At 48.1% G+C, this 26,125-nt stretch carries 15 protein-coding genes; 8 read left to right on the plus strand and 7 right to left on the minus strand.

Annotation, left to right across the window (positions count from 1 at the left end):
• Positions 1 to 130 precede the first annotated feature (130 nt).
• The 7 genes from DWU89_RS14010 (at position 131) to DWU89_RS14040 (ending at position 7,799) form a co-directional block, all read left to right on the plus strand.
• A complete protein-coding gene (locus DWU89_RS14010; RefSeq protein WP_187574939.1) occupies positions 131 to 871 on the plus strand; it encodes an NUDIX hydrolase in 741 nt (246 codons plus the stop codon).
• A 9-nt stretch (positions 872 to 880) separates the two neighbouring features.
• The gene (locus DWU89_RS14015; protein WP_115500258.1) at positions 881 to 2,368 is read left to right on the plus strand and encodes a xylulokinase; all 1,488 of its coding nucleotides are present in this window, start codon (positions 881 to 883) and stop codon (positions 2,366 to 2,368) included.
• Positions 2,369 to 2,420: 52 nt separating this feature from the next.
• On the plus strand, positions 2,421 to 3,749 hold the full coding sequence (gene xylA / locus DWU89_RS14020; RefSeq protein WP_115500259.1) for a xylose isomerase: 1,329 nt from the start codon (positions 2,421 to 2,423) through the stop codon (positions 3,747 to 3,749).
• Positions 3,750 to 3,825: 76 nt separating this feature from the next.
• The gene (gene xylE, locus DWU89_RS14025; protein ID WP_115500260.1) at positions 3,826 to 5,367 is read left to right on the plus strand and encodes a D-xylose transporter XylE; all 1,542 of its coding nucleotides are present in this window, start codon (positions 3,826 to 3,828) and stop codon (positions 5,365 to 5,367) included.
• A gap of 41 nt (positions 5,368 to 5,408) precedes the next feature.
• Positions 5,409 to 6,194 carry a monofunctional biosynthetic peptidoglycan transglycosylase gene (mtgA, locus tag DWU89_RS14030; RefSeq protein ID WP_115500261.1) on the plus strand — a complete coding sequence of 262 codons (786 nt, stop codon included), beginning with the start codon at positions 5,409 to 5,411 and terminating at the stop codon, positions 6,192 to 6,194.
• A gap of 4 nt (positions 6,195 to 6,198) precedes the next feature.
• Positions 6,199 to 6,864 (plus strand): lipoyl(octanoyl) transferase LipB, encoded by a 666-nt coding sequence (lipB, locus tag DWU89_RS14035; protein WP_115500272.1) that lies wholly within the window; start codon positions 6,199 to 6,201, stop codon positions 6,862 to 6,864.
• Positions 6,864 to 7,799 (plus strand): tRNA-dihydrouridine synthase family protein, encoded by a 936-nt coding sequence (locus DWU89_RS14040; RefSeq protein ID WP_115500262.1) that lies wholly within the window; start codon positions 6,864 to 6,866, stop codon positions 7,797 to 7,799. The genes lipB and DWU89_RS14040 overlap by 1 nt, the downstream gene beginning before the upstream one ends.
• A gap of 163 nt (positions 7,800 to 7,962) precedes the next feature.
• On the opposite strand, the gene DWU89_RS14045 is transcribed toward DWU89_RS14040, so the two are convergent.
• The 6 genes from DWU89_RS14045 to DWU89_RS14070 form a co-directional block, all read right to left on the minus strand.
• Positions 7,963 to 8,727 carry an exodeoxyribonuclease III gene (locus tag DWU89_RS14045; RefSeq protein ID WP_115500263.1) on the minus strand — a complete coding sequence of 255 codons (765 nt, stop codon included), beginning with the start codon at positions 8,725 to 8,727 and terminating at the stop codon, positions 7,963 to 7,965.
• A gap of 56 nt (positions 8,728 to 8,783) precedes the next feature.
• The gene (locus DWU89_RS14050; RefSeq protein WP_115500264.1) at positions 8,784 to 12,080 is read right to left on the minus strand and encodes an SUMF1/EgtB/PvdO family nonheme iron enzyme; all 3,297 of its coding nucleotides are present in this window, start codon (positions 12,078 to 12,080) and stop codon (positions 8,784 to 8,786) included.
• Entirely contained in the window at positions 12,080 to 13,246 is a 1,167-nt protein-coding gene (locus tag DWU89_RS14055) for a glycoside hydrolase family 88/105 protein (protein ID WP_370038835.1), read from the minus strand. Before DWU89_RS14055 ends, DWU89_RS14050 begins: the two co-directional genes overlap by 1 nt.
• A 189-nt stretch (positions 13,247 to 13,435) precedes the next feature.
• The gene (locus DWU89_RS14060) at positions 13,436 to 15,049 is read right to left on the minus strand and encodes a RagB/SusD family nutrient uptake outer membrane protein (protein WP_115500266.1); all 1,614 of its coding nucleotides are present in this window, start codon (positions 15,047 to 15,049) and stop codon (positions 13,436 to 13,438) included.
• 22 nt (positions 15,050 to 15,071) lie between these two features.
• Positions 15,072 to 18,155 carry a SusC/RagA family TonB-linked outer membrane protein gene (locus DWU89_RS14065; RefSeq protein WP_115500273.1) on the minus strand — a complete coding sequence of 1,028 codons (3,084 nt, stop codon included), beginning with the start codon at positions 18,153 to 18,155 and terminating at the stop codon, positions 15,072 to 15,074.
• 151 nt (positions 18,156 to 18,306) lie between these two features.
• Positions 18,307 to 22,374 (minus strand): hybrid sensor histidine kinase/response regulator transcription factor, encoded by a 4,068-nt coding sequence (locus tag DWU89_RS14070; RefSeq protein ID WP_115500267.1) that lies wholly within the window; start codon positions 22,372 to 22,374, stop codon positions 18,307 to 18,309.
• Positions 22,375 to 22,542: 168 nt separating this feature from the next.
• On the opposite strand from DWU89_RS14070, the gene DWU89_RS14075 reads away from it, so the two are divergent.
• A complete protein-coding gene (locus tag DWU89_RS14075) occupies positions 22,543 to 24,660 on the plus strand; it encodes a glycoside hydrolase family 2 protein (RefSeq protein ID WP_115500268.1) in 2,118 nt (705 codons plus the stop codon).
• A 121-nt stretch (positions 24,661 to 24,781) separates the two neighbouring features.
• Here DWU89_RS14075 and DWU89_RS14080 read toward each other — a convergent pair whose 3' ends face one another.
• Entirely contained in the window at positions 24,782 to 25,243 is a 462-nt protein-coding gene (locus DWU89_RS14080) for a lipocalin-like domain-containing protein (protein ID WP_122343661.1), read from the minus strand.
• Positions 25,244 to 26,125: the final 882 nt, after the last annotated feature.

The raw sequence follows: 26,125 nt of genomic DNA on the forward strand, positions 1-26,125 counted from the left end.
TTTTTTTCGTGCGTGGTAATGTATGTTAAATATCCGGGTTTAAATCATCCTTGATACATATTGTTATAAATACATTATGTCTGATATTATTTTAAAGTTTATATTTGCGATAAATCTTTATTACGATATTATGGAAACACAGAAAAATAAGAAAGAAATGTTTTACCCGCATGTTTCGGTAGATTGCGTATTATTAGGGACAAACGAAGATAAATTATGTGTGTTGCTTGTCGAAAGGCAGGTGGCCGGCAGTGATGAAAAACATTATAAACTGCCGGGAAGCTTGATTTACGAAAGTGAAGACTTGGACACGGCTGCCTATCGTGTGCTGAACGAAGCGACCGGTTTGAAGCGCGTTGCCCTGAAACAGTTCCGGAGTTTCGGCTCTCCCGCCCGGACAAAAAATAAAGAAGACGTACAATGGTTGGAAAATGCTTCCAAAATGAAGATTTCAAGGATCGTGACAGTTGCTTACCTGGCGTTGTGCAAGATCGGGAAAAAGACGACGATGGATGAGAAGTCCGATACCCTGATCTGGGCTCCGGTTAACGAACTGCCTCATTTGCCCTTCGACCATAAAGAGATCATAGAAGCAGCCAGGCAAGAGATACGGGATTGGGTGGATCGCGAACCGGGTATTGTCTTCGACTACCTTCCTCCGAAGTTTACCGCTTATCAGTTGCGGCGTATTTTTGAAATCGTTTACGATAAGGAGGTCGATGTCCGTAATTTCCGTAAGAAAATGTCTACGATGGAGTATATCGTGCAGACAGATGAAACGGAAACAGGTGTAAACCACCGGGCAGCCCGCTATTTCCGGTTCGACAGGATAAAGTATAATAAGTTACATTCGAATTTTAACAAGATATAAAATAATAATATGTGTTTATTAGGTTGTGATATCGGAAGCTCTTCGGTGAAGGCTTCAATTGTCGATAAGGATACGGGGTTGACGATTGCTTCCGATTTTTATCCGAAAGAAGAGGCGGTGATCAATGCCGTACGTCCCGGATGGGCAGAGCAGAATCCGGATGATTGGTGGATATTTCTGAAAGAGGCGATAAAAGGGGCGATCTCGAAAGCCGGGATCAAAGGAACTGAGATCGAGGCGATCGGTATCTCTTACCAGATGCACGGGCTTGTGTTGGTGGATAAGAAGATGCAGGTTTTGCGTCCGTCTATTATCTGGTGTGACAGCCGTGCAGTGTCTTACGGCGAGCGTGCTTTCAAGTCGATTGGCGAGAAACAGTGTTTGACGCACCTGCTGAATTCCCCCGGAAACTTCACTGCTTCCAAATTGGCATGGGTCAAGGAGTTTGAACCGCACATATTCGAACAGGTGTATAAATTCATGTTGCCCGGCGACTTTATTGCTATGCGTATGACGGGCGATATCGTGACGACTGTTTCCGGCCTGTCGGAAGGTATCTTCTGGGATTTCCGGAATAACAGGGTGTCGGAAGAGTTGATGCGTTATTTCGGCTTCAGTAAAGACCTGATTCCGGATATCCGTCCGACTTTCGGTCTGCAGGGCGAATTACTCGGCTCCGTCGCTTCGGAACTGGGGCTGAAGAAAGGGACGCCTGTTACCTATCGTGCAGGCGACCAGCCGAATAATGCTTTATCATTGAATGTGCTGAATCCGGGCGAGATCGCTGCTACGGGCGGGACGTCGGGCGTCGTATATGGTGTGAACGGCAAGGTGAATTATGATACTTTGTCACGTGTGAATACATTTGCGCATGTCAACCATTCGGATGAACAGACCCGCCTGGGCGTGCTGTTGTGCATTAACGGAACGGGTATCCTGAATTCATGGATCAAGCGTAATGTGGCTCCCGAAGGAATCAACTATCCGGAACTGAATGAATTGGCGGCAACCGTGCCGATCGGTTCGGAAGGCCTGTCGATCCTGCCTTTCGGGAACGGTGTGGAACGTATGTTACAGAACAAGCCGGTGGATTGCTCTATGTATGGGCTGAATTTCAATATTCATAACAAAGCCCATATCGCTCGTGCCGCCCAGGAAGGCATCGTCTTCTCCTTCAAATACGGTATGGATATCATGAATGAAATGGGAATCGATATCGAAGTAATCCGTGCCGGAAATGCGAATCTCTTCCTGAGCCCGATTTTCCGGGATGCGCTGGCCGGTGTGACCGGAACGGTGATCGAACTTTATGACACGAACGGAGCTGCCGGGGCAGCTAAAGGAGCCGGTATCGGTGCGGGTGTCTATACCTCGGCGGAAGAAGCGTTCGCTTCCTTGAAAAAGATCAGTGTGATAGAACCCGACGGTCTGAAAGCGGATAAATATTGCGGTGCTTTTGAGATATGGAAGGAAAGGCTGGAGAAAGCGTTGGAGTAGCTCCATATTTGTAAATGTAGAATTGTTTAATTGATTAAATATAACGAGTATCATGAATTATTTTAAAGGTGAAAAAGAGTTTTTCCCTGGAATCGGGAAAATAGAGTTTGAAGGACGTGAGTCGAAGAATCCGATGGCTTTTCATTATTATGATGAAAACAAGGTCGTAATGGGCAAGACCTTGAAAGATCACCTCCGCTTTGCAATGGCTTACTGGCATACGTTGTGCGCGGAAGGCGCAGACCAGTTTGGCGGTGGCACAAAATCATTTCCCTGGAATACCGCAGCGGATCGTATTTCCCGCGCTAAATATAAAATGGATGCTGCTTTCGAGTTTATGACCAAGTGCAGTATCCCATACTATTGTTTCCATGATGTGGATGTGGTGGACGAAGCTCCGACACTGGCCGAATTTGAAAAGGACCTGCATACGATGGTGGGATTCGCCAAACAGCACCAGGAAGCAACCGGAAAGAAACTGTTGTGGTCTACAGCCAATGTATTCGGGCATAAACGTTATATGAACGGAGCGGCTACCAATCCTTATTTCCCGGCTGTCGCTTGTGCCGGTACGCAGATCAAGAATGCAATCGACGCCTGTATCGAGCTGGGTGGCGAGAACTATGTATTCTGGGGCGGACGCGAAGGCTACATGAGCCTGCTGAACACCAATATGAAACGTGAAAAGGATCATTTGGCCATGATGCTGACAATGGCACGCGATTATGCCCGCAAGAATGGTTTCAAGGGTACTTTCCTGGTGGAACCTAAGCCGATGGAACCGACCAAACATCAGTATGACGCAGATACGGAAACCGTGATCGGCTTCCTGCGCCACTATGGCCTCGACAAGGATTTCGCTATCAACATCGAAGTGAACCATGCTACATTGGCCGGCCATACATTCGAACACGAACTTCAGGCTGCTGCCGATGCCGGTATGCTGTGCAGCATCGATGCAAACAGAGGCGACTATCAGAATGGTTGGGATACGGACCAGTTCCCCGTAGACATTTACGAACTGACACAGGCCTGGCTGGTTATCCTGGAAGCGGGCGGACTGACAACCGGAGGTACGAACTTCGATGCCAAGACCCGTCGTAACTCGACTGACCTCGACGATATCTTCCTGGCCCATATCGGCGGTATGGATTCGTTTGCACGTGCTTTGATGGCGGCTGCCGATATCCTGGAACATTCCGATTACAAGAAGATGCGTGCCGAACGTTACGCCAGCTTCGACCAGGGCGACGGCAAGAAGTTCGAAGACGGCAAACTCCTTCTCGAAGACTTGCGCACAATTGCCCTTGCCGGCGACGAACCGAAGCAGATCAGCGGCAAGCAGGAGTTGTATGAGATGATTATCAATCAATATATTTAATAAATTATAATTTGTCGGTGCGTAGAGATGCACGGCCGTGCATCTTTACAACACGCCGATAATTAGAATCTATATCGTGAAAAATAACAACTACATCTTTGGTATCACCCTGGTAGCCACACTGGGTGGATTACTATTCGGATATGATACGGCAGTGATATCCGGGACGGTCGAATCGCTGCGTAAATTCTTTATTGAACCTTTCGGGTTACCTTTAGACCAGGCAAATGCGTTGGAAGGTTTTGTTGTGAGCAGTGCCCTGATCGGTTGCATCCTGGGTGCATCCTTTGCCGGCTGGATCAGCCAGCGCTATGGACGGAGGCCGACGCTTATTCTGGCTGCCGTGCTGTTCCTGTTATCGGCTGTCGGTTCGGCATGGCCGGAACTCTTCGTCGGGATGCCGGGGAGCGGAGATCATACTTTTATGTATCTTTTTGTGTGTTATCGTATTCTCGGGGGCATTGGTGTCGGCCTGGCATCCATGGTCTCTCCGATGTATATCGCCGAGATGGCACCTGCCGACAGGCGGGGGAACCTGGTGTCGTGGAACCAGTTTGCCATTATCTTCGGTATGCTTGTTGTCTACTTTGTGAACTACAGTATTGCCTTGCAGGGAGATGCTGCATGGCTCAATTCGATAGGCTGGCGTTGGATGTTTGCGTCCGAGATTATCCCGGCCTTGCTTTTCTTTGTCCTGCTGATGTTTGTGCCGGAGACTCCCCGCTATCTGGTGATGCGCGGGAAGACGGAGAAGGCCTTGTCTGTCCTGAACCGTTTGATGGGGAAGGAGAGTGCCGGACCCGAACTGGAAGAGATCAAGGAAAGTTTCAAGAGACAGGAACCTTCCATGCGCCCTTATTTCCTGTTTATGGGGATGTGGCTGGTGTTGTTCCTGCTTTCATACGGGGCATTGGAACTGGCCGGTAATACAAGTGCGCTGGAGATTGCCCTGATCGGCAGTTTCTTCGTCTCGTTGGTGTTCCCGATCCGTTCTTTCGGGATGCTGATTATTCTTGTCGGCGTGTTGCTGTCCGGTTTCCAGCAGTTTGTCGGGATCAATGTCGTGCTTTATTATGCGCCGGAAATCTTTAAGACGATGGGGGCTGCTACCGATGCCGCCCTGTTGCAGCAGATCGTGGTGGGAGCTGTGAACCTGTCCTTTACCGTGTTGGCTATCTTTACGGTCGACAAGTTCGGACGCCGCCCGCTGATGATTATCGGGGCTTTGATTATGGCTGTCTCGATGATGGTTCTGGGGACGACATTCTATACGCATTCCGTCGGTGTCGGTTCGCTGGTTTGCATGTTGGTCTATACGGCTGGTTTTGCCATGTCGTGGGGACCAGTCTGCTGGGTGTTGCTGGCAGAGATTTTCCCGAATACGATCCGTTCGACGGTGATGAGCATTGCCGTTGCCGGGCAGTGGATCGCCAATTTCCTCGTTTCCTGGACCTTCCCGATGTTGGACAAGAACCAGTATCTGATGGAAACGTTCAATCATGGCATGGCCTACTGGATTTACGGCATCATGGGAATCCTGGCCGCCTTGTTTATCTGGAAGTTTGTGCCCGAAACGAAAGGAAAGACATTAGAACAGATGGAACAGTATTGGAAATAATTCAGTAAGTTTGCCGGCAGAATAGAGTCGGATAAATATAAATGCACATACTGAAGAAAATATTAATATGGAGCCGGAACCTGCTGTTGTTCCTGTTTATATCCAGTTTGCTGGCTGTCGTGGCTTATAAGTTTGTTCCTGTCTATTATACTCCGCTGATGTTTATCCGGATGTATGAGCAGTTTCAGGACGGCAAGCCCTTTAAGCTGGAGCATAAGTGGGTTCCGATGAAAAAGATCGCCCAGCCTTTGGCGCAGGCGGTTGTCGCTTCGGAAGACAACCTCTTTCTCGATCATCACGGGTTCGATATGACACAAATCCAGAAAGCCCGTGCCGATGCCGAGAAAGGCAAACGTGTACGCGGCGCCAGCACAATCTCGCAGCAGACAGCCAAGAATGTATTCCTCTGGCCCGGAAAGACCTATCTGCGCAAGGGGATAGAAGCCTACTTCACCGTCCTGATCGAATGGATATGGGGAAAGGAGCGCATCATGGAAGTCTATCTGAACTCGATCGAAATGGGCGACGGTATTTATGGCGCCGAAGCAGTCGCGCAGGCGCATTTCAAGAAGCCAGCCTATAAACTGACGAAAGCGGAAGCGGCTCTGATTGCCGCCACACTGCCCAATCCCCGCCGGTTCAATTCGGCAAAACCGTCTCCCTATATGCTGAAGCGGCAGGCGAAGATCATGTCGCTCATGGGCAAGTTGCTCAAGATCGAAATGGGGCATGACAGTGGTGATCCCGATCCCGAATCCGGTAGTAAGAAAGTGCGTAAACGGAAGAAGCTGCGGGCAGATGCAAAAGTATTTACACAAGAATGGTAATCATATGAATCACTTTGTATATCACGACCTCGGACGCATCGAGTATGAGAATGCGCTGGAACGCCAGACGGCCGCTTTCAATGCCTTGCTGGAAGCGAAGGCACAAAACAGTTCCGCCGAAAACCATCTGTTCTTTTGTGAACACCTGCCGGTGTTGACAATCGGCAAAAGCGGGAAAGATGCCAATCTGCTCATCCCGGAAGAGCTGCTTGCCGACCGTGGCATCTCTTTCTATCATATCAACCGCGGAGGAGATATCACTTATCACGGCCCCGGACAGATCACCGGCTATCCGGTCTTCGACCTCGATTGCTGGAAGTTGGGATTGAAGCAATATATCGACATATTGGAAGAGACGATTATCCGTTTCCTCGCTCTTTACGGCATCAAAGGCGAACGGTTGCCGGGTGCGACAGGCGTCTGGATCGATCCCGATGTGCCGGGGAAAGCGCGTAAGATATGTGCGATCGGCGTGAAAAGCAGCCGTTTCGTGACGATGCACGGCTTTGCATTGAACATCAATACCGATCTGAGCTATTTCTCTCTGATCAACCCCTGCGGCTTTAAAGACAAAGGCGTCACCTCCCTGGAAAAGGAGTTGGGCGCAGCGCAGGATTTCGAGTTGGCGAAAGCCCGTCTTCATTCACTCTTCTTAGACATGTTTCCCTGATGCCTTATACAATCCATTTTGCCCCTTTGCAGGGATATACCGATTCGGCGTATCGAGAAGCTCATGCACAAGTCTTCGGTGGAGTCGAAGCCTATTATACCCCTTTCGTCCGTCTGGAAAGGGAGGGTTTCCGGAATAAGGAGCTTCGCGATATCGCCCCCGAAGGGAATCTGTCGGCTCCGGTCGTCCCTCAGTTGATAGCCTCTTCACCCGAAGAGTTTCGTCGGATTGCCACCTTGTTTAGGGAGTGCGGCTACCGGCGTGCCGATATAAACATGGGGTGTCCTTTCCCCATGCAGGCGCGGCTGCACCGGGGAGCCGGGATATTGCCTTATCCTGATGAGGCGAAGAAGATGCTGGAAACAATCTGTGAATTTCCGGATATCCGGTTTTCCGTCAAGCTGCGCTTAGGGTGGGATTCGGCAGATGAGGCGCAGGCTCTTTTACCTTTCCTGAACGAATTGCCGCTCACGCACCTGACGCTCCATCCGAGGATTGGCACGCAGCAGTATAAAGGCGCTACGGACGAAGATGCTTTCTCCCGCTTCTACGCCCAATGTACCCATCCGTTGTTTTATAACGGCGATATCCATACACTTGCGGATATTCATTCGATAACCGCCCGCTTCCCCCGTCTGAAAGGCGTGATGTTAGGACGCGGCTTGCTCGCTTTCCCCTGGTTAGCAGCCGAGTATTCGTCCGGCGTCTCTCTATCCGTTCAGGAAAAGAAGGATAAACTGCATGCTTTTCATGCGTTGTTGTTGGAAAGCTACAGTTCCCGTCTGGAAGGTGGAGAGCATCAGGTACTGGATAAAATCAAAACCGTTTGGGATTATCTACTACCTGATGCCGAAAAGAAATTAAGAAAGAAAGTCCTCAAAAGTACCCGTCTGGCTGCATACATGGAAGCCGTAAAGGCGATGATAGAAGGTTGAAAAGCACAGGTGCCTTATTGCTTACCACCACAGGCACCCTATTGCTTAGAACCAATACGGTTGATTGCTTAGAACCACAGGTATCCTATTGCTTACCACCAATACGGCTGATTGGTTGGAACCACAGGTACCCTATTGCTTAGAACCAATACGCCTGATTAGTTCAATCCTTAACTTCTATCACTGCCGGGCAATGATCCGAATGGACCGCCTCGTTCAGGATATAGGCGGCATCAACCTGTGGTTTCAGCGGTTCGCTGACCATGCAATAATCGATGCGCCATCCCTTGTTTTTAGCGCGGGCGCTGAACCGGTAGCTCCACCATGTATATTCTTGTTTGTCCGGATGGAGCAGGCGGAACGTATCGACGTAGCCGGCATTCAGGAAACGGGTCATCCATTCGCGCTCTTCCGGAAGGAAACCGCTGTTCGTGGCATTGCGCACCGGATCGTGGATGTCGATCGCTTCGTGGCAGATATTGTAGTCGCCGCAGAGAATCAGCTTCGGACGTGATTTTTGCAGTTCCACCACATAGTTTTGGAAATCTTCCAGCCACTCCATCTTGAAGCTCTGCCGCTCGTCGCCGCTCGTTCCCGAAGGATGGTAGACGCTGACAACCGACAACTCTCCGAAGTCCGCCCGGATAAAACGCCCTTCATTGTCGTACTTCTCGATTTCCATTCCATACTCCACATGATCCGGCTCCCGGCGGCTCAGGATTGCGACACCGCTGTATCCTTTTTTCTGTGCACTGTAGAGCCAGGCCTTATAACCAAGCGCCTCGAACGGTTCGGCAGGGAATTGATCCGGTTGCAACTTGGTTTCCTGCAGGCAAAGCACATCGGGAAGTTCCCGGGCGAGCCATTCGGGAAGTCCTTTTCCGACGGCGGCACGCAGTCCGTTTACGTTGTATGTGATAATCTTCATATTTCAATTGTTATAATGATGAGACAAATGTAATTAAAATGAATCACTATCCATAATTACAAGTCCGCATCCTCTACAATAATCCTGAACCCGACATTCATCGGCCGTTGCCAGGGCAGATACGCCTTGCGGACAGCCGAAGTGGAGTATTGGGGACGTTCGCGCCAGGAACCGCCGCGCACAACCCTCTTTTCTGCTTCCGGGTAGTTCCCCTTTTCCTTCAAGGGATAAGAGACGTAGCCGGATGCCGTCCATTCCGCCACATTTCCGTTCATATCATATAATCCCCAGGGATTGGGACGGTAAGAGGCAACCGGGCAGCTGATCAGTTGATGGTCGTTCACGTTCAACACCTTCGGCAGGAAGTCCCAGAACCGGCGCATCGGATCGGTCGGGCGCATCGGTTTGGGGTCTACGCCTGTTACGGCGAGGTCTACGGTTGTACTGTCCGCCAGGTTTTCGTAGCTGCCGAAATCGCTGTTGACAGAGCCGAACCAGAAATCATCTGCGCTTCCGGCCCGTGCCGCCCATTCCCACTGTGTTTCCGTAGGGAGCGAAGCTGTGCAATCTGACATCTCGCTGATCTTGCGGCAGAAAGCGTTCGCTTCTTCCCAGCTGACACGTACGACGGGCTGATCCGGGCGGTTGGCCGGATAGCCGGGCGTTGTATGATCCTTCCAGGTCTGTCCGATGTAACGGCTGTCGTGTTCCGGGAAGAGCGAGCAGAATTGCTTGTTTGTGATCTCGGTCGTACTCATCCAAAAGCCTTTCTTCACATCTGCTTTGAAAGCGGGGGAAGCTGCCGGTGTCCGGTTGTTGCCCATCACGAAGCTGCCGGCCGGAATCCAGACCAGGTCGATGTGCACGTTGGGGGCGATAGTCAGGCGGCGGGTCGCACCAGCCTTGTCCCCGCGCTTGACGCGGGGCCGCATGGAAGCGAGCTTGGAAGAAGATACGGTGTCTTTGCGATCCTGCGTCGAGCGCGGGAACGGGTCTGTCTTGTTTTCTTTCAGCCAATCGGCATAGTCGGCAATCTCTTTTTGCCAGTCTACCCGTACGCCGCTGTATTTCTCCGCCAGTTCCATCCGCCGCTCTACCTGATTCTTGGGCGACTCCGGTTTCAGGTCGATCTGTGTGAACGCTCCGGAGTAGGGGGCGTTCAGGTCGATCCAGGTGTAGAGCGTGCGCATATCTTCGTCCGGGACCTGCACGCCGTGATGTCCGGCTTGGAGGATGCGGATCAGTTCACTGTTGCTGACGTGGAACTCCGCCGGTTTCAGGACGTAGATGTCCGACTCCGGCCCCTGCCGGTAAACGTATGGATGCAGGTTCAGATAGCTCTGGTCGAACTGCTTGTTGATCTTCGTCAGTATTCCCCGTTTATAGGTGACCATCCGGTCTTTACGGAAATCGGGTTCGGCGGTTGTCCCATCGTGGCAGGAGACACAGTTTCGGTCCAGTACCGGTTGTACTTCGAGACGGAACGTGAAAGGACGGACGCCGCCTTCCGGTGTTTCCAGCCGGCGCGCCTGTTTGGCCGAAGCAATTGTACGCTTGGGAATAGGCATGGTGTTCTGGTCCTCATGGCAGCCGATGCAGGAAACGATCTCGCCCGGCATGCCCGTCAACCAACTGCGCATCCATTGTACTGCCGCCCCGTCTTTGTCCAACGGTTGAATGGAGACAGGGGTATTGGCAGGGATGGTGAAAAGCGCTGAACCATCTTCCTCTACCGGAACTGTGCCTAACACACGCTTGATGTCCCATCCGCTCTGTATGCCCTGTGCGTCGTGGTCGGACGGAGCCAGGATATAGGCGTACTCGTAAGCGAAGATGCGGAGCGATTTGATTGTCCCGCGCGGGATGCCCTGTGTGCCTTCCCCTTCATAGATGTCCTGTATGAAAACGGTCGCTTCCTTACTGTCCGGCTTGATCTTCGACGGGATGACGGGAGGCGTTTCGCGTTTTGCCAATGGGATAGGGGCGGTCAGTCCTTCGCCTTCCTGTTCGGCAATCAAAGTCAGGTTGTCGAACACATCGACCAGATAGATTCCCCATAGTGCATCTTCCGCCGGCTTACAGGCAACCAGGAAATATTTCTCGTTCAGCGGGAACGGTTTCATAAACTGCGGCCAGACGCCTTTGACCAGTTCGTCTTTGATAAGCGGAACGATCGGACGGTCTTTGAACGGGAGTTCCTGTATCATCCCTTTTTCCTCTTTACGGCTTTTGGCAGGGTCGAAGATGACGAGCCGCCCCGAACGTGCTGTGCCGTGATGTCCGGAGATGATGCCGACGAAGCGGCTGCTGTGCTTGGATAGCGGTTTCATGTCGAACGTGCTGTTCGGAAAGTAGGAACCGCTGCCGTAAAGCGCCTTGTTCTCCGTTCCGTCAGGATTCATGTGCATCACGATACGGGAGAAATAGTGTGTCAGGTCGGTGTATTCCCAACGGGTGTACATGATGCGGCCGTTCGGGATCACGATTGGTGACCAGTTGCCATCCTGGTCGAATGTTAGGCGGCGCAAGTCATGTGTCTCGGGATCGTAAGAGACCAGGTTGGCAACCACATCGTCGCCATGTACGCAAGGCACGCCGTTATAGCCGATATTGGTCGTGGCAACCACCTTTCCGTCCGGCAGGTAGTTTGCATCGCAAAATTCCAGATCCGGCTCATCGACTGTAATCTTTTGGTGAAGGCCTGTCCCGTCGGTCTTTATTTCGTATATCTGCCATTTCCGGTTCGCATCGAGGGAGGAGAACAGCAGGCGGTCGGCGTCCCAATGCAGTTGTATGTCGGAGACGGGCACGTCGGCTTCCGGCTTGTAGATGCGTTCGCTCTTGACCTCGCCCCGCAGGTCGGACAGGATGTCGATCTCGGCATCATATCCTTTGCGTGAATTGGAAAAAAGCGAGTTGTAGTTTGCCGTCGAAGTTCCCATCGACGGTCCCATAGCCTTACGGGACTTATGGCCCAGGCGGTAGCGGGCGGCTACTATACGATCTACGTCCAACAACGGGTTGGCAAGCATGATCTCCCGTTTCAGCGCCAGCAGTTTCCGGGCATTGCCGATCGCCTCGTCGGAGGCTGTGGCGGAAAGCGCTTGCCGTACTTCCGGCAGGAGTGCTTCCAGTTCGGAAAGTTTTTGGTAAAGCGTGGGGGCTTTATCGCCTAACGACTGTTTCGTATCGTCCAGATAGGCACGCATGGCAGACGGGTTTACCCACCCGATCTGTGTCTTCAGGTCGTTGATCTGTATCTGGCGTAACGAATCCACTCCGTCCGCAGTGGAGAATGCAGGCAGGGAACAGGAGAGGAGCGCCAAGAGCAAATATACTTTGTACCGGAGCATTATTTGTCTGCTAATTTGTAAATTTCACATGCTGCCATCAGGAATGCGCCCGGGCCATATAATTCCGTCATCTCGCGTGTCACCTTCTTCGGATCGGCTCCTACAGGTTGTACCCAACCTAACTTGCCGTCTGCTTCGACAGCGGCCACCAATGCTTCCCAACCTTTTTTGACGATAGGCAGATATTGGTCTGCCGGCAGATAGCCCTGGTTGATTCCGTAGGCCAGGCCATACACGACAAATCCTGTCGCGCTTGTTTCGGGTGAAGGATAGCTGTCCGGGTCCAGCAGACTGGCATGCCAGTAACCGTCCTTACCCTGCAATCCGGCGAGGCGTTCGCTCATTTCTTTGAAGAGGCTGAGGTAGAAGGGGCGATATTCGGTATCGCTGGCCGGAAGCGTTTTCAATATCTCGGCCAGGCCGCCGATCACCCAACCGTTACCGCGTCCCCAGAATACTTTTTTACCATTGGCTTCCCGCTGGTCGAAATAGCGGCTGTCGCGGTAGAACAGATGTTCGTCTTTGTCGTACAGGTAATTATAAGTCGCACGGAATTCGCCGTCTGCGAAGTGCATATATTTACGGTTGCCGGTCAGCGTGTAGAGGCGTGTATAGACGCCCGGTGCCATGAAGAGCGCGTCGCACCAGGTCCAGCGTTCGATCGTGCTGCCCTTGCTATAGTCCAGGTCCATGCTTCCGTTAGAAGGGTTGTTTACGACCCAATCCGCACGGGCAATGGTCGGCTTCAGCATGTTCTCATTCTTTTCCTTGTTATAGAAATCGATATAGGTTTGTGCGATACAGACATCGTCGGCATGGTACATCCTGTTGGCGACCTGCCAGCTCTGGCGGTTGAATATTTTCCGCAGCCAGTCGTAATAGGTATTGTCGTTGCTGAGCTCCGCCCAGTCGTACATTCCCATGTAGAGTGCGCCGGGCACCCAGCCGCGCGGTTCGCTCTTGGCGTATTGATTATCGGGATAATCTTTGATCTGCCAGTCGGCAACCTTGCGGGCAACGTCCATTACGCTTTGCCGGTTCCAGTTGCCGGTAGTGACAGTAACGGCCGGGCTGGAGGTTTCTGCTTTCGTTGGCATATTATTTACTAAACAGGTGCAGGCACAAATAGATAAGCCTGCCGATAGATACTTGATTGTTTTCATGATACTGTAATCTTGGTGTTAATCATTTTAATTCTGCATCAAAAATAAGAAAGATAAGGCTCCTGGTATAATAATATCATCTCAAAATGATTCAAAAACGTACCAAACCCCTTCCGCCTATAAAAAGAAAGGGAGCTATACCCTGCGGCATAGCTCCTTTCAATATAAGTGTGTAGGTATTGGAATCCTATATTAATACCCAGGGTTCTGCGGGAATTCAGCGCCTGTGTTAGAATCGATGATTGTCTGCGGAATCGGCCACAAAGTGTTGTGCTCATCCATCGTGCTGCTATACGGATTGTATTTCTTTACGCGTTCAACGAGCTTGCCTGTGCGGACTAAAGTGAAGCGGCGCAGTTCTTCTCCGACCAGCTCACGGATACGTTCATCCAGCAGGAAGTCGATTGTTGCTTGGCTTGCCGTAATCTCAGGGGCATTTGCACGTTTGCGGATCACGTTGATTGCTTCTGCTGCACCTTGTGCATTGTTTTGCATCAAACGAGCTTCTGCTAACAGCAGGTATGTTTCAGCTAAACGGAATTTCATACGGTCTTTGTTGTTACCACCATAGCTCAGGTTATCTGCTTTTCCGTAGAAGAACTTGGTTACAGCCGGGAATAAGGTAAGTTTCGACCAGGTATCATCTGTAAAATCAGCCTTCTTTCCATATTTATCAGAGGTGACATCGTTGTAATACCAGTTTCTCTTGATGTTATATTCAGAGTTACGGATATCAGTTGCAGCAAAGAAATCACTGCTTTCGATCCACCATTTGAACGGAACGATCTGTGCCAGGCCGCGGCCTCCTAAAGTATCAGCCAATACGAAACCGTCTTCATTGTAGTATTTGGGAACCCAGGCGCGTTTTGTCCAGTCTTCATATTCTCCACCACCACCGGTTGTATTATATTCAAGCTGCATAACCCAGATACTTTCCTTGTTTCCGGAAGTACGGTTCTGGTTATACTCTTTGAACATATCGGAGAACGGATCTCCCTGCTGATCTTTATCGGCACCGAAGCGTGAAGTCATCAGATTGAAGTAACCACAGTCGATAACTGCTTTGGCTGCAGCTTCTGCTTCAGCATATTTACCTGCCATAAGATAAACTTCCGACAGCATGTGTTGGGCGGCCCATTTTGTCAGCTGGCCGACTTCCACTTTGTCCGGATCTTCCGGAAGATTTGCGATTGCAAATTGCAAGTCTTCGATCATCTTGCCTAATACTTCAGTTTTAGGAGTACGGGTGAAGTCTATGCGGAAGTTTTTCTCGATTTTGTCTACATAAGGAACATCTCCGTACAGATATACCAGGTATCGGTATGCATAAGCGCGGAAGAAACGGGCGACAGCCTGGTAGTAGGCTTTGTCTGTCGGTTTATCCCAGCTTACATCTCCTTCCGAATATTCAAGGATTTCATTTGAGGAAGCGATCAAGCCATATCCCCAGTTCCAGTAAGACGTAACAAATGTAGTGGACGGTGTGTAGGATAAGTTTTCAAAAGGAACTAACGAACCGTCACCATGACCGGCATAAACGATATCTGTTCCAACCTGGAATGATTCGTACGGACAAGCCTGTCCTTGGCTTGTTGTACCACTTCCTGTAGTACCGCCTCCCCAAGTGTTAAACTCGGAGCGTGCCCAACCGTATAGGCCGGTTACACCGACTTCAAAGCCATAGCTGCTCGTATAGGTATTGTCCGGAGCCAGTGAACTTTTCAGATCTTCATCCAGGAAGCCGGAGCAGCCGGTGGATGTTACTAATAAAAATGTTGCAGCAGCTGCCGCTAATATATTTTTCATAATTTATTTCTCTTTAATAAGTTTAGAATGTAAGATTTAATCCGAACATATAAGAACGGGCAGTAGGATAGGTTACAAGGATATTCCTGTTAACATCGTTATCATCCAGATTCAGGAAATTGTCGATATTACTGAATGTATAGAGGTTATTGACACTGACATTAACAGACAAGGCACTGATTCCGATCGCATTTAAAGTTGTTTTCGGGAAAGTATAGCCTAATGTGATATTCTTGACATTTACATAATTTGCCTTTTTATAGAATGAATGTTTGTCATAAGGAACATATGACGGCGATGTCATTTTATTAGTCGGGTTTTCCGGTGTCCAGTAATCCATTCCACTGATATAGTTGAATGTCGGCATCCAACGGTCGAAGTTGTAATCGTGCAACTCTTTTGTTTGTCCGAATACACCGTTCAGGAGGAATGAGAAATAGATATTCTTGTAATCGAAACGGTTACCCATTGACAACAGGAAGCTCGGCAGTTTGGAACCGATAATTTTCTTGTCGTCGGCAGTGATTGAACCGTTTCCGTCTTTATCTTCCAGTTTGGCAGAACCCGGAACAGCGCCTTTCTGATATTCTTTACCTTCTTCATTCAGATATTTTCCGCTTGCGGCATCCCATTTGATTGTATGTCCGTTTTCAACATAAGTTTCATTTTCCTGCCATGTACCGATAACGTCGTAGTCATAGAACACGCGTAAAGGTTCTCCTATAAACCATTTGTTCGTGATATCATCTTTTCCGTCGCCACGCAGTTCGATAATCTTGTCGCGGTTCAGGGAGAAGTTCACGTTTGTGCTCCAGCTGAATTCCTGATTTTGGATATTGATCGAATTTAAAGCGATTTCAACACCCTTGTTACGGGTTTTACCGACGTTGTCCATGATTGATTTGTAACCGTTCATATAAGGTACGGTACGGCTCATCAATAAATCTTTCGTATTTACCACATACATATCGATATTACCGGAAAGGCGGCCGTTGAAGAAACTGAAGTCGATACCGGCATTGATTGTACGTGAAGTTTCCCATTTCAGGTTCGGGTTACCGACACCGTTCGTAGGCAGGAAAGCACCGTTTACGACTGTTCCGTTGTCACCCCAGATGTAGTTGGTCAGTGTCAGGCGGTCGAGTGTCTGATAAGCATTGATAGCCTGGTTACCGTTGGAACCCCATGATAAACGGACTTTCAACATATCCATATAGTTTGACTGGCTTTCCATGAAATCTTCGGAAGAAATGTTCCATGCTGCAGCCACAGAGGGGAAGAATGCATATTTGTTATTCGCACCGAATGCAGAGTAACCGTCCGAACGGCCTGTCAACGTCAGTAAATACTTGTTGGCATACGAATAGTTCAAACGTAACATATAAGATAACATGGCTGTTTCCGTCAGTTTGGATGTGATTTCCTTATTCTTTTCGGCACCGGCCATATTGTGGTATTCGGAATCATCGTTTACAAAGCTCTCGCCTGATTCTTTAGCTTCCTTCTTAGTTGTTTCCTGCATACTGAACAAAGCTGTTGCATCGATTTTATGCAAGCCGAATGTCTTGTTATATTTCAGGAGGTTTTCCCATGTATAATCATAATAATGGATGTTCTCGATAGAGGCAGACCCATTCACCTTCTTACCGGAAAGCGTATTTCTTCCGTAGTAGGATCCGACAAAGTTGTTACGGTAGTTGTAACCGAAGTTTGTACGGAATGACAAGCCGTCGATAGGGAACTGGATTTCTGCGAAAGTGGAAATAAAGACGTTACGGTTTGTTTTGTCGCTTGTTGCGTCGATGTTAGCCATTGGATTGTAGAACAAAGTCTGGTCCATCGGATAGTCGACGTAACGGTCGTTTTCATCTTTGTAAATACCGTAAGGACTCATTTTCAGTCCGGCTTCCAAGTAAGGCTGTTCTCCGCCGAATTCTTTTTGAATGGCTTGTGTTCCCATTCCGACGGTTAACCACTTGTTTAATACCTGTGTGATGTTCAATGCGATGTTGGTACGTTTTAATCCGGTGTTCTCCATTACACCGTCTTCTCTCAGGTGAGAGATCGATGCCATGTAAGTTGTTGCATCCGTACCACCGGAAATACTAATCTGGTGGCTGGTTGTCAGCGCATTGCGGAACATGATGTCCTGCCAGTCCAGTTCAGACCCATTCTGGTAGTTAGTACGTTCGCTCGGGTTGAGCAGCGTCAGCGGGTCGAGCTGATCTCCGGAATAACCGTATTTCATGCGGTTGTAGTCCTGCGTATATTTTACATATTCATCGCCTTTCATCATGTCGATGCGGCGCTGTGCCTGTTGCATACCGACTTGTCCTTTGTATGTTACGGTCGGTGCGCCTTTTTTACCTTTCTTTGTCTGGATCAGGATTACACCGTTGGCACCACGTGAACCGTAGATGGCAGCAGAAGATGCATCTTTCAATACGGACATGTTCTCGATGATATCCGGATCGATATCTCCCAAAGAACCGCTGTAAGGAATACCGTCCATAACGATCAGCGGAGAGTTGTCTGCACTCAGTGAGTTTTCACCACGTACACGCAGAGACTGGTCTTCACCCGGCTTTGCATTGCCGGTTGTTACGTTCATACCCGGAATCTGGCCGGCCAGCTTGTCCATCAGGTTGTTTGTTGAAACCATTTTCAGCTTGTCTTCGCCCACAGCGACGATGCCGCCTGTCAAGTCTGATTTACGCTGAGAACCGTAACCGATTACCACAACGTCATCCAAGCCGATGGCATTGTCTTTTAAAACAATGTTCAGCGTTTTGGCTCCTGCGATTTTGATTTCCTGCGATTCACATCCGATGTATGAAACAACGATTGTGGAGTTTTGGGGTACGTCAAGGGAGAAGTTTCCGTCTGCATCGGTAACAGTACCGATAGTCGAACCTTTTACCAGAATGTTGGCTCCGATAATCGGAAACTTGTCGGCTTCAGCAATTACCGTACCGGTGATTTTTACTTCTTGCGCATATACCTGTACGGATATAAACGCCATAAAGATTAGTAGCAAAGAAAGAAACCTGTTCTTTCCGTTAGCCTTTTCATTGGGAGGCAAATTCCCTCGTAGTTGTCTGTTCATGCCTTTCATAATTTATTAGCACATTAAACAATTAATACTTAACCTGTCGGTCCTATTTGTTTTTTGTGTCAAAAGAATGAAAGATGCAAGGCAAGAACGAGTAATTTCATTCCAAAAGGGGATAAAAATATACCAACGTGCTAAAAAACATTTATTTTGATGAATTTTGAGACTCTGTTTCCTGATATTCTGTCGGCGACATTCCGTAGACGGCCTTAAAACTGCGGGCAAAATAAGAACGGCTACTGAAACCGACATGTTGCGCGATCTCGGAAATATTCATGTCCGACTCTTTTAACAGTTTAGCTCCTGCCTCAAGACGAATATTCTTTATCAGTTCGATAGGAGATAAACCGGTTACGGCTTTTACTTTTCTGTAGAAATTAGTCCGGCTCATGTTTAATGCTTCATAGATGACGGATACATCGAGTTCCGGATTGGAAATGTTGGCCTTTACAATATCGATGTACTGTTTGAGAAAATCATTGTTTTCCTTCGGCTCTTCCACTCCGAGTTGCTTGAGCGAGAGCGATTCCCCGTAGATCGTCTTCATCTTCTCGCGCAGGGAAAGTATGTTCCGGATACGCGCTTTCAACAGGGATACCTGGAACGGCTTCACGATATAATCGTCGGCACCGGCTTCCAACCCTTCTTCTATCTGGGATACCATAGACTTGGCGGTAAGCAGTATAACCGGGATATGGCAGTAATTCTGGTTTTCTTTGATACGCTTACACAGTTCCAGCCCGTTCATTTCAGGCATCATGACATCACTGACTACGATATGCGGGAATGATTCTTCGATTACAGTTAATGCCTCTTTCCCGTTGAATGCTTTCAGTATGATGTAATCGAGGCTGAGTTGTTGCTCCAGGTATTGGAGCACTTCCTGGTTGTCGTCCACCAGCAGAATTGTTTGCTTGTTCTTGTTTTCTGTCTCTTCGACCAGCAGATTGAATTTCTTGCTGATTTCTGCGGACTTCGACAGGACAGGTTCCTCTGATATCGTGACTTCCTGTTCCTCTGTATCGGGAAGGATAAACATGAAATGTGTCCCCTTCTCTTCCGAGCTGACTGTCCAGATACAGCCGTTGTGTTGCAGGATAATGGAACGGGTCAGGCTTAAACCTATACCGGTACCGGATATCTGCCGGTGTATATCTTCCTGCGAACGATAGAAAGGCTCGAATATTTTTTCCGCTTCCTGATCGCTGATACCTTTTCCTGTATCGATAACCTCGATAAACAGATATTTACCTTCTACCAAAATCGAATTGTATTGGGATGGGAAATTCGGGAGCAGTTCGCATTCAGCCTGCAAGACAGTGCTGACGCGAAGGGTGATATGTCCCTCCGAAGGTGTAAATTTGAATGCATTGGAAAGCAAGTTGAAGAATATCTTTTCGATTTCGGCTTCGTCGAAGCATACCCGGTAAGAATCCGGCAATTCATTTTCCAAAGTGAAAGTAATCTCCCGGTTGTTGGCGACGCTTTCGAATGAATGATACATCTCTTGTATGAAAGCAGAGAAGTTGAAACATGTTTTTTGCAAGACCGTTTTACCGGCTTCGTATTTCTGAATGTCCATTAAGTTGTTGACCAGAAGTAACATGCGGCCGGTATTCTTTTTAATCAGTTGCAGGGCCTTTTTGACTTCCGGGGAGAAGGATGCATATTGCATCAGGTCGTTCAACGGATTGATAATAAGCGTTAAAGGCGTACGTAACTCATGCGAGAAATTGGTGAACATACGCATTCGTTCTTTGTGCAATTCGTTGACCTTATCCTGTTCCATCTGTTTATAATGCATTTCCCGCTCCCGCTCATGTTTGTTGTGCTGGTAACGGATAACACGGATGATGATGAAAGAGATAAGGCTGATGTACAGTAGATAAGCCCACCATGTCTTATAGAACGGCGGGTTTATGGTGATGTGCAGTATGGCTTCTTCCGGATTCCATACAGCATCGTTGTTGGATGCCTTAACCCGGAAAGTGTAAGTTCCGGGTGCCAGGTTGCTGTAGTAGGCTTCCCGGCGATTGCCGACCGTGTGCCAGGTTGGGTCGGCTCCCTCCAGTTTATAGGCATATTGATTCCTTTCGGAATGAATGAAATTCAAAGCGGTGTATTTGAATGTGATATTATTCTGGTTGGCCCCGAGCGTGATCGACTGATTCCCGGTCTTACCGATAACCTCTTCCTTGTTATTTAAGATCATTGAAGTAAGATGGACTTCCGGGATATTGGGGTTGAACATTATTTTGTCCGGATCGAAAAATAGGATTCCTTTATCTCCGGGAAAATAGATGTTACCGTCGGAAGAGACACTGTTACCCGAGAATAGAGTAAACTCCTGGGGCGGTATATCTGCAATTTGCAATTCACTGAAAGTATCTGTCTCGCGGTTTAGTTTATATAAAGATCTTCCGGTTGCGACCCATAGATTCCGGTTCTTATCTATAGTCAACGAACTGATCTGGCTAACGGACAGGCCGTCCTCCTTCTGATAATGTTTGAGGAGTTTCAGATTAGTATCCAGACGGTATAAGCCGTTCTTACCGGTAGAAATCCAGATATAACCATTGGGATCTTGCAGGATGGCCGTAATATTCCCCAATCTCTCCAGTTGAGGGTCGGATTGCAGTTCGGGAGTAAGGTTACGGACAGTTTCTCTTTTCATATCATACAGATAGAGGCTGTCGGAGAGTGATCCGAACAGGAAAAGATCAGGCTGGACTTCGTTGATCATCGTTATCCGCTTAAAGGAACGGATCGTCCCGTTTGCTGCAAACGAATTGATTTGCTTGCCTTTGTCTATCATGACGAGATCTTCGTCGCTGTTAGTCGGAATCCAGAGTCGCTTGTTGCTGTCTATATATAAGGAATAGATGTCATTATGCCGGAAGTTATACAACATTTTGTATTGTTTGTCCCGGATAGAGAACAGGTAGACCGAACCGAAGTGGGTGGAACACAAGATTGAATCACCCTGTATCAGGATCGATTTAATTATATTGGTTTCATAATTCCCTTCCTGAATCGGTTTGATCGGATAGAGCTGTTTCTTTCCGTTCTGCGGGTTATAGCAGAATAATCCGGCTCCTTCCGTTGCGAACCACATATTTCCGTATTTGTCTTCTTGTCCTTTACCGATGATCCCGGCATATTCGTTTGTCGTGATATAAGAGACCGGCCGGTAAAAAGGACTATGGTAATTGATCCCGGCGGAATAGGTCCCGATCCAGAGTGTTTGATCCCTGTCGATCAGCATGCTGTGGATCGAATAGTGGCTGAGTCCGCCTTTGCCGGATATATCGATGCCGGCTGGCGTTACGGTCAGATTCTTTTTATTCAGGATACTTAGCCCTCCGAAGGTACCGGCTAAAATGGAATCATTGTTATAAAAGACAAGCGTACGTATGCTGTTGTTGTTCAGGCCTGAATTATCTTTATGCAGGTGGGTCAGGGTTTGTGTTCGGGTATTGAAAAGGCAGATCCCGTTTTCATCCAGGCCGATCCATATATTCCCGTCCTTATCCGGCAATATGGCCATGATCGTGCCGGCAGGCAGTTTGTTGTTTTCCCCATTATTGCCGGAGAGAACGTGATGTTTTAATTTCCAGTCGGCGGAATAAATATATAATCCTGTGTTTTCGGTCCCGACATAGATATCTCCCCGTCTATCTTGGGCAACAGAGTAAACCGGCGATGCGATTGCCTCGTCTGCAGATATAGCCTCGACTGTCTGGTCTGTTTTACATTTAAATATATAGCGGCTGCAAAAAGCATAGACATTCCCGTCCGAGTGTCTCAGTAACTTGTTGATGACATTGGAAGTACAATCCTTATTAATGCTACGGGGATAGAAACGGGTTATATTCTTTGTTTTATAATCGATACAGTTGACGCCGTTTGAGGTCCCTATCCAGATGTTTTTCCGGCTGTCTTCGGCAAATCCCCGGATATAGTTGTCGCTTAATGTCGCGGTGTTGTTTACTTCGTTCTGGTAGATAATGAATTCGTAGCCGTCATAGCGGTTGGCTCCATTGCGTGTTCCGAACCAGATATATCCGTCCGAGTCTTGAAAAATATCCAGAACTGAAACTTGCGACAGGCCGTTTTCTACTCCCAGGTGGGAGAAGAAAAAATCGATGCTATATGCCGGGTTTGCATATAGCATCGCCAGTATTATATAGAGAATATAGAGTCTGTTTATCATTTGTAGTTTTCAATTAAGTTAGACCTGGTAAAAGTAGAGACGCACGGCCGTACGTCTCTATTCTGCAAAGATAACGATTTGGAGACGATTTTTAACAGGATTGAGATGATTTTACACGGTATGAAAGGGTTATAATCTTATTTTTGCACTTCAATCAATAAAAACATCATGAATAAACGAGTATTGAGTTTAACCTTATTGCTGGCCTGCGTATGTTTTGCCTTGCAGGCTGAAGGCCGGATTGTGGAATCGTTTAATTCCGGCTGGGTATTTAAGAAAGCGCCGGCGGGTAAAGAGTTAGCGGTGAATGCGCCGAAATGGGAGAGTGGATGGACGGAAGTGGAGATTCCTCATACCTGGAATGCGAAAGACATGCAGATGCAGTTCAATAATTTCTACGAAGGAGCTGCCTATTACAAAAAACAATATTTCTTTCCGGCTGAAATGAAAGGGAAACGCGTGTTCCTCCGTTTCGAAGGTGTGGGAGCTACGGCTGAAGTGTATGTGAACGGTTCGCTTGCCGCCACGCATAAGGGAGCTTACTCGGCTTTTTCCTGCGAGATCGGGACGCTGCTGAAAGCGGGGGAGAATAATGAGATTATCGTGAAAGCCGACAATGCGTCGCGCCCGGATGTGATTCCTGTCAACCATGTGCTCTTCGGTGTGTATGGCGGCATGTATCGTCCGGTGTGGCTGATCGTGACCGAACCTTATAACATATGTGTCACCGATTGCGCCTCTTCAGGTGTTTATATTACCCAGAAGAATGTATCCCGGAAACAAGCCGATGTAAAGATTAAAGTGAAGCTGGATAACGGGACTTTGCAGCCTGCTCCGCTCACGTTGCAAAACACGGTTTATGACCGCGAGGGCAAACAGGTTGCCTCAGATAGCCGGTCGTTCGACCTGACCGCACAGGGCGTCCAGACATTCGAGGCGGATTTCAAAATCAAGAACCCGACCTTGTGGCAGGGACGCAAGAATCCTTACCTGTATAAAGTCGTAAGCCGCCTCGTTCAGGACGGGAAAGTGATCGACGAAGTTGTCCAGCCATTGGGTTTGCGTAAGTATGAGATCGTGGCCGGTAAAGGTTTCTACCTGAACGGTGAGAAATATCCGATGTATGGCGTCACCCGCCATCAGGACTGGTGGGGATTGGGCAGCGCCTTGAAGAATGAAAACCACGACTTCGACCTGGCTACCATTATGGATATCGGGGCGACAACCGTCCGTTTTGCCCATTACCAGCAATCGGACTACCTGTATTCCCGTTGCGACAGCCTGGGACTGATCATTTGGGCGGAGATTCCTTTTGTCAACCGTGTGACGGGACAGGAGGCCGAGAATGCCCGCAACCAGCTTCGCGAACTGATCCGCCAGAGTTTCAACCACCCTTCGATCTATGTCTGGGGATTGCATAACGAAGTCTATCACCCGCATGAATACACGAAGGAACTGACCAAGTCGCTGCACGATCTGGCGAAGACGGAAGACCCGGACCGCTACACGGTTTCGGTGAATGGCTACGGACACATGGAGCATCCGGTCAACTTGAATGCCGATATCCAGGGAATGAACCGCTATTTCGGCTGGTACGAAAAGAAGTTGCAGGACATCGAGCCTTGGGTGGAAGGCCTGGAAAAAGAGTATCCGGATCAGAAACTGATGCTGACGGAATATGGAGCGGACGCCAACTTAGCTCATCAGACGGAATACCTCGACAATTCGCTCAACTGGACAAAACCGTTCTATCCGGAAACGTTCCAGACGAAGACGCACGAATACCAGTGGAGTGTGATTGCCAAACATCCGTATATTGTTGCCTCTTACCTGTGGAATACGTTCGATTTCGCGACACCCCTGGCAAACCGCGGCGACCTTCCGGCCCGCAATATGAAAGGTCTGGTGACGTTCGACCGCAAGACGAAGAAAGATTCTTATTTCTGGTATAAGGCAAACTGGAGCGAAGACCCTGTCCTCTATTTGACGCAACGCCGCAATGTGGACCGCGAGAAAAAAGTGACTTCCATCACCGTCTATTCCAATATCGGTGAACCGAAAGTCTTCCTGAACGGTAAAGAACTGTCTGGCATCCATAAGGGCTATACGGACGTACATTATATAATAGACAATGTTACGCTGGCAGATGGAAAGAATATTGTGAAGACAGTCGTTAATAAAGATGGCAAACCCTATGAAGATTCTATCGAATGGATATATACAGGAGAGAAGAAACGTGAAGCCGACTCTTTCTCCATCAAGGGGGAGCATGCAGGATTCGAATAGATAAAATAAGTTTTTGATGTAGGGACAAGTTGTCCCCAGGTAATACGAGGTTGCCCGCTGCCCGGTTATAAAGCCGGGTGATGCGGAGCAACCTCTTTGTTATGGAAAGTTTCCATGTTTTTTATTTAGCTTGATACTTTAAATAACTATCTTTACCAAAATACAGATATAAACCGTCATCAGATTGGGAATAGGAATATACCTTCTTAAATAGATAATCAAGATACATCTCTTCAAAATCGCCATAGAGGATATCTAAGACCTGAGTTAGCATTTCAAGTTTAAGTTCGATTTTTCCTGTCTCCTTATTAAAAGCATACGAACCGTTTATCTCGTTTGCAGTCATGCGTCCATCAAAAGTACCATCCTCCTTAAATTGGATAACACATGCTATCTCAGACTTTAGCAGTTCTTCCGGTATTTTTATTTCGTCCCCAGCTTCTACAAGTTTAGCCAACTTCCAATTGAGATTTGCTTCAATTGCTTCTGTCGGTTGGTTGGGCCTTTGTTCTGTTTGCTCTATTTGTTCTTCGCTATCAGAATTGCTGTCGCAACCAAAACATACAGCTAAACATAAGAACATACAGACTCTTTTTATAAACTTAAAACTACTATTTACCATCATTCTTAAATTAATCGGTTAAAATTATTCAACACACTTTTCTTGTCAAAAGCAAGCTGCCAGAATACAAATACAACAACATTACCATCTCACTCTCTGTATTTGTTGGGAACAGAGCAAATGTTCTAAAGCTAACAATGTTTCAAATGTAAATACTTATTTGTGATAAAACAATAAATTTACAAAATATATTTCCATGCCCATCCATTCTGCCTTCCATGCCCATGCAATTCGATTTTCATGGGCATGGAAGCGAATATACAATAACCCCCTGTTTCGACTGTTTTTCTATTTCGTCCGAAATCTTGATCGATTTTGAATTGACTCTTTTCACGGTTTTAACCTGTTTGACTGACAACAGATGAAATGAGGTGCGCAGCCCATTTCAAAAAGTGTGCAATTTGATTGTCGAAAGACGGAAACACCGACAAAGTGATAAACCTTAACTCCCGGAGAATCGAATATTTGCGGACGAAGACGGGCTGCGTTCCAAATATCCCAAGGAAATTTTGGAGGCTTGTTGCTGTGAGGTGCGCAGAAAATTCCCTTGAAGTAACGCTTCGTCGCTCTGAAGGTTGATTTCGTGCTATATGAAGTCCGACTTCAAGGCAACAAAGTTCCGGATCAGAGCAATAAAGTCCCTCTTCATGGCGATAAGGTGCCGGATCATAGGAAAAAGCCCCTTTTTGGCAGCTGAAAAGTGGGTTGATATTTGTTCGGTTTCGGATGTCTTTCGGGCCTGAAAAATACGTTTTTTACAATAAGTCCCCCTGCCGCAGGCTCTCTTTTGCCGTTTCGTTTCAACGAACGGTTTTAGAGCTTAGGGATGTGTCAAAACTGCCC

The sequence above is a fragment of the Parabacteroides acidifaciens genome (assembly GCF_003363715.1).
Classification (GTDB): domain Bacteria; phylum Bacteroidota; class Bacteroidia; order Bacteroidales; family Tannerellaceae; genus Parabacteroides; species Parabacteroides acidifaciens.

Bases quoted from the DNA above. Each gene is read 5' to 3' on its own strand.
- mtgA (WP_115500261.1), top strand. From the start codon at position 5,409: ATGCACATACTGAAGAAAATATTAATATGGAGCCGGAACCTGCTGTTG.
- DWU89_RS14080 (WP_122343661.1), bottom strand. From the start codon at position 25,243: ATGTTCTTATGTTTAGCTGTATGTTTTGGTTGCGACAGCAATTCTGAT.
- DWU89_RS14015 (WP_115500258.1), top strand. From the start codon at position 881: ATGTGTTTATTAGGTTGTGATATCGGAAGCTCTTCGGTGAAGGCTTCA.
- DWU89_RS14050 (WP_115500264.1), bottom strand. From the start codon at position 12,080: ATGCTCCGGTACAAAGTATATTTGCTCTTGGCGCTCCTCTCCTGTTCC.
- DWU89_RS14060 (WP_115500266.1), bottom strand. From the start codon at position 15,049: ATGAAAAATATATTAGCGGCAGCTGCTGCAACATTTTTATTAGTAACA.
- DWU89_RS14045 (WP_115500263.1), bottom strand. From the start codon at position 8,727: ATGAAGATTATCACATACAACGTAAACGGACTGCGTGCCGCCGTCGGA.
- DWU89_RS14075 (WP_115500268.1), top strand. From the start codon at position 22,543: ATGAATAAACGAGTATTGAGTTTAACCTTATTGCTGGCCTGCGTATGT.
- lipB (WP_115500272.1), top strand. From the start codon at position 6,199: ATGAATCACTTTGTATATCACGACCTCGGACGCATCGAGTATGAGAAT.
- DWU89_RS14070 (WP_115500267.1), bottom strand. From the start codon at position 22,374: ATGATAAACAGACTCTATATTCTCTATATAATACTGGCGATGCTATAT.
- DWU89_RS14040 (WP_115500262.1), top strand. From the start codon at position 6,864: ATGCCTTATACAATCCATTTTGCCCCTTTGCAGGGATATACCGATTCG.
- DWU89_RS14065 (WP_115500273.1), bottom strand. From the start codon at position 18,155: ATGAACAGACAACTACGAGGGAATTTGCCTCCCAATGAAAAGGCTAAC.
- xylA (WP_115500259.1), top strand. From the start codon at position 2,421: ATGAATTATTTTAAAGGTGAAAAAGAGTTTTTCCCTGGAATCGGGAAA.
- DWU89_RS14010 (WP_187574939.1), top strand. From the start codon at position 131: ATGGAAACACAGAAAAATAAGAAAGAAATGTTTTACCCGCATGTTTCG.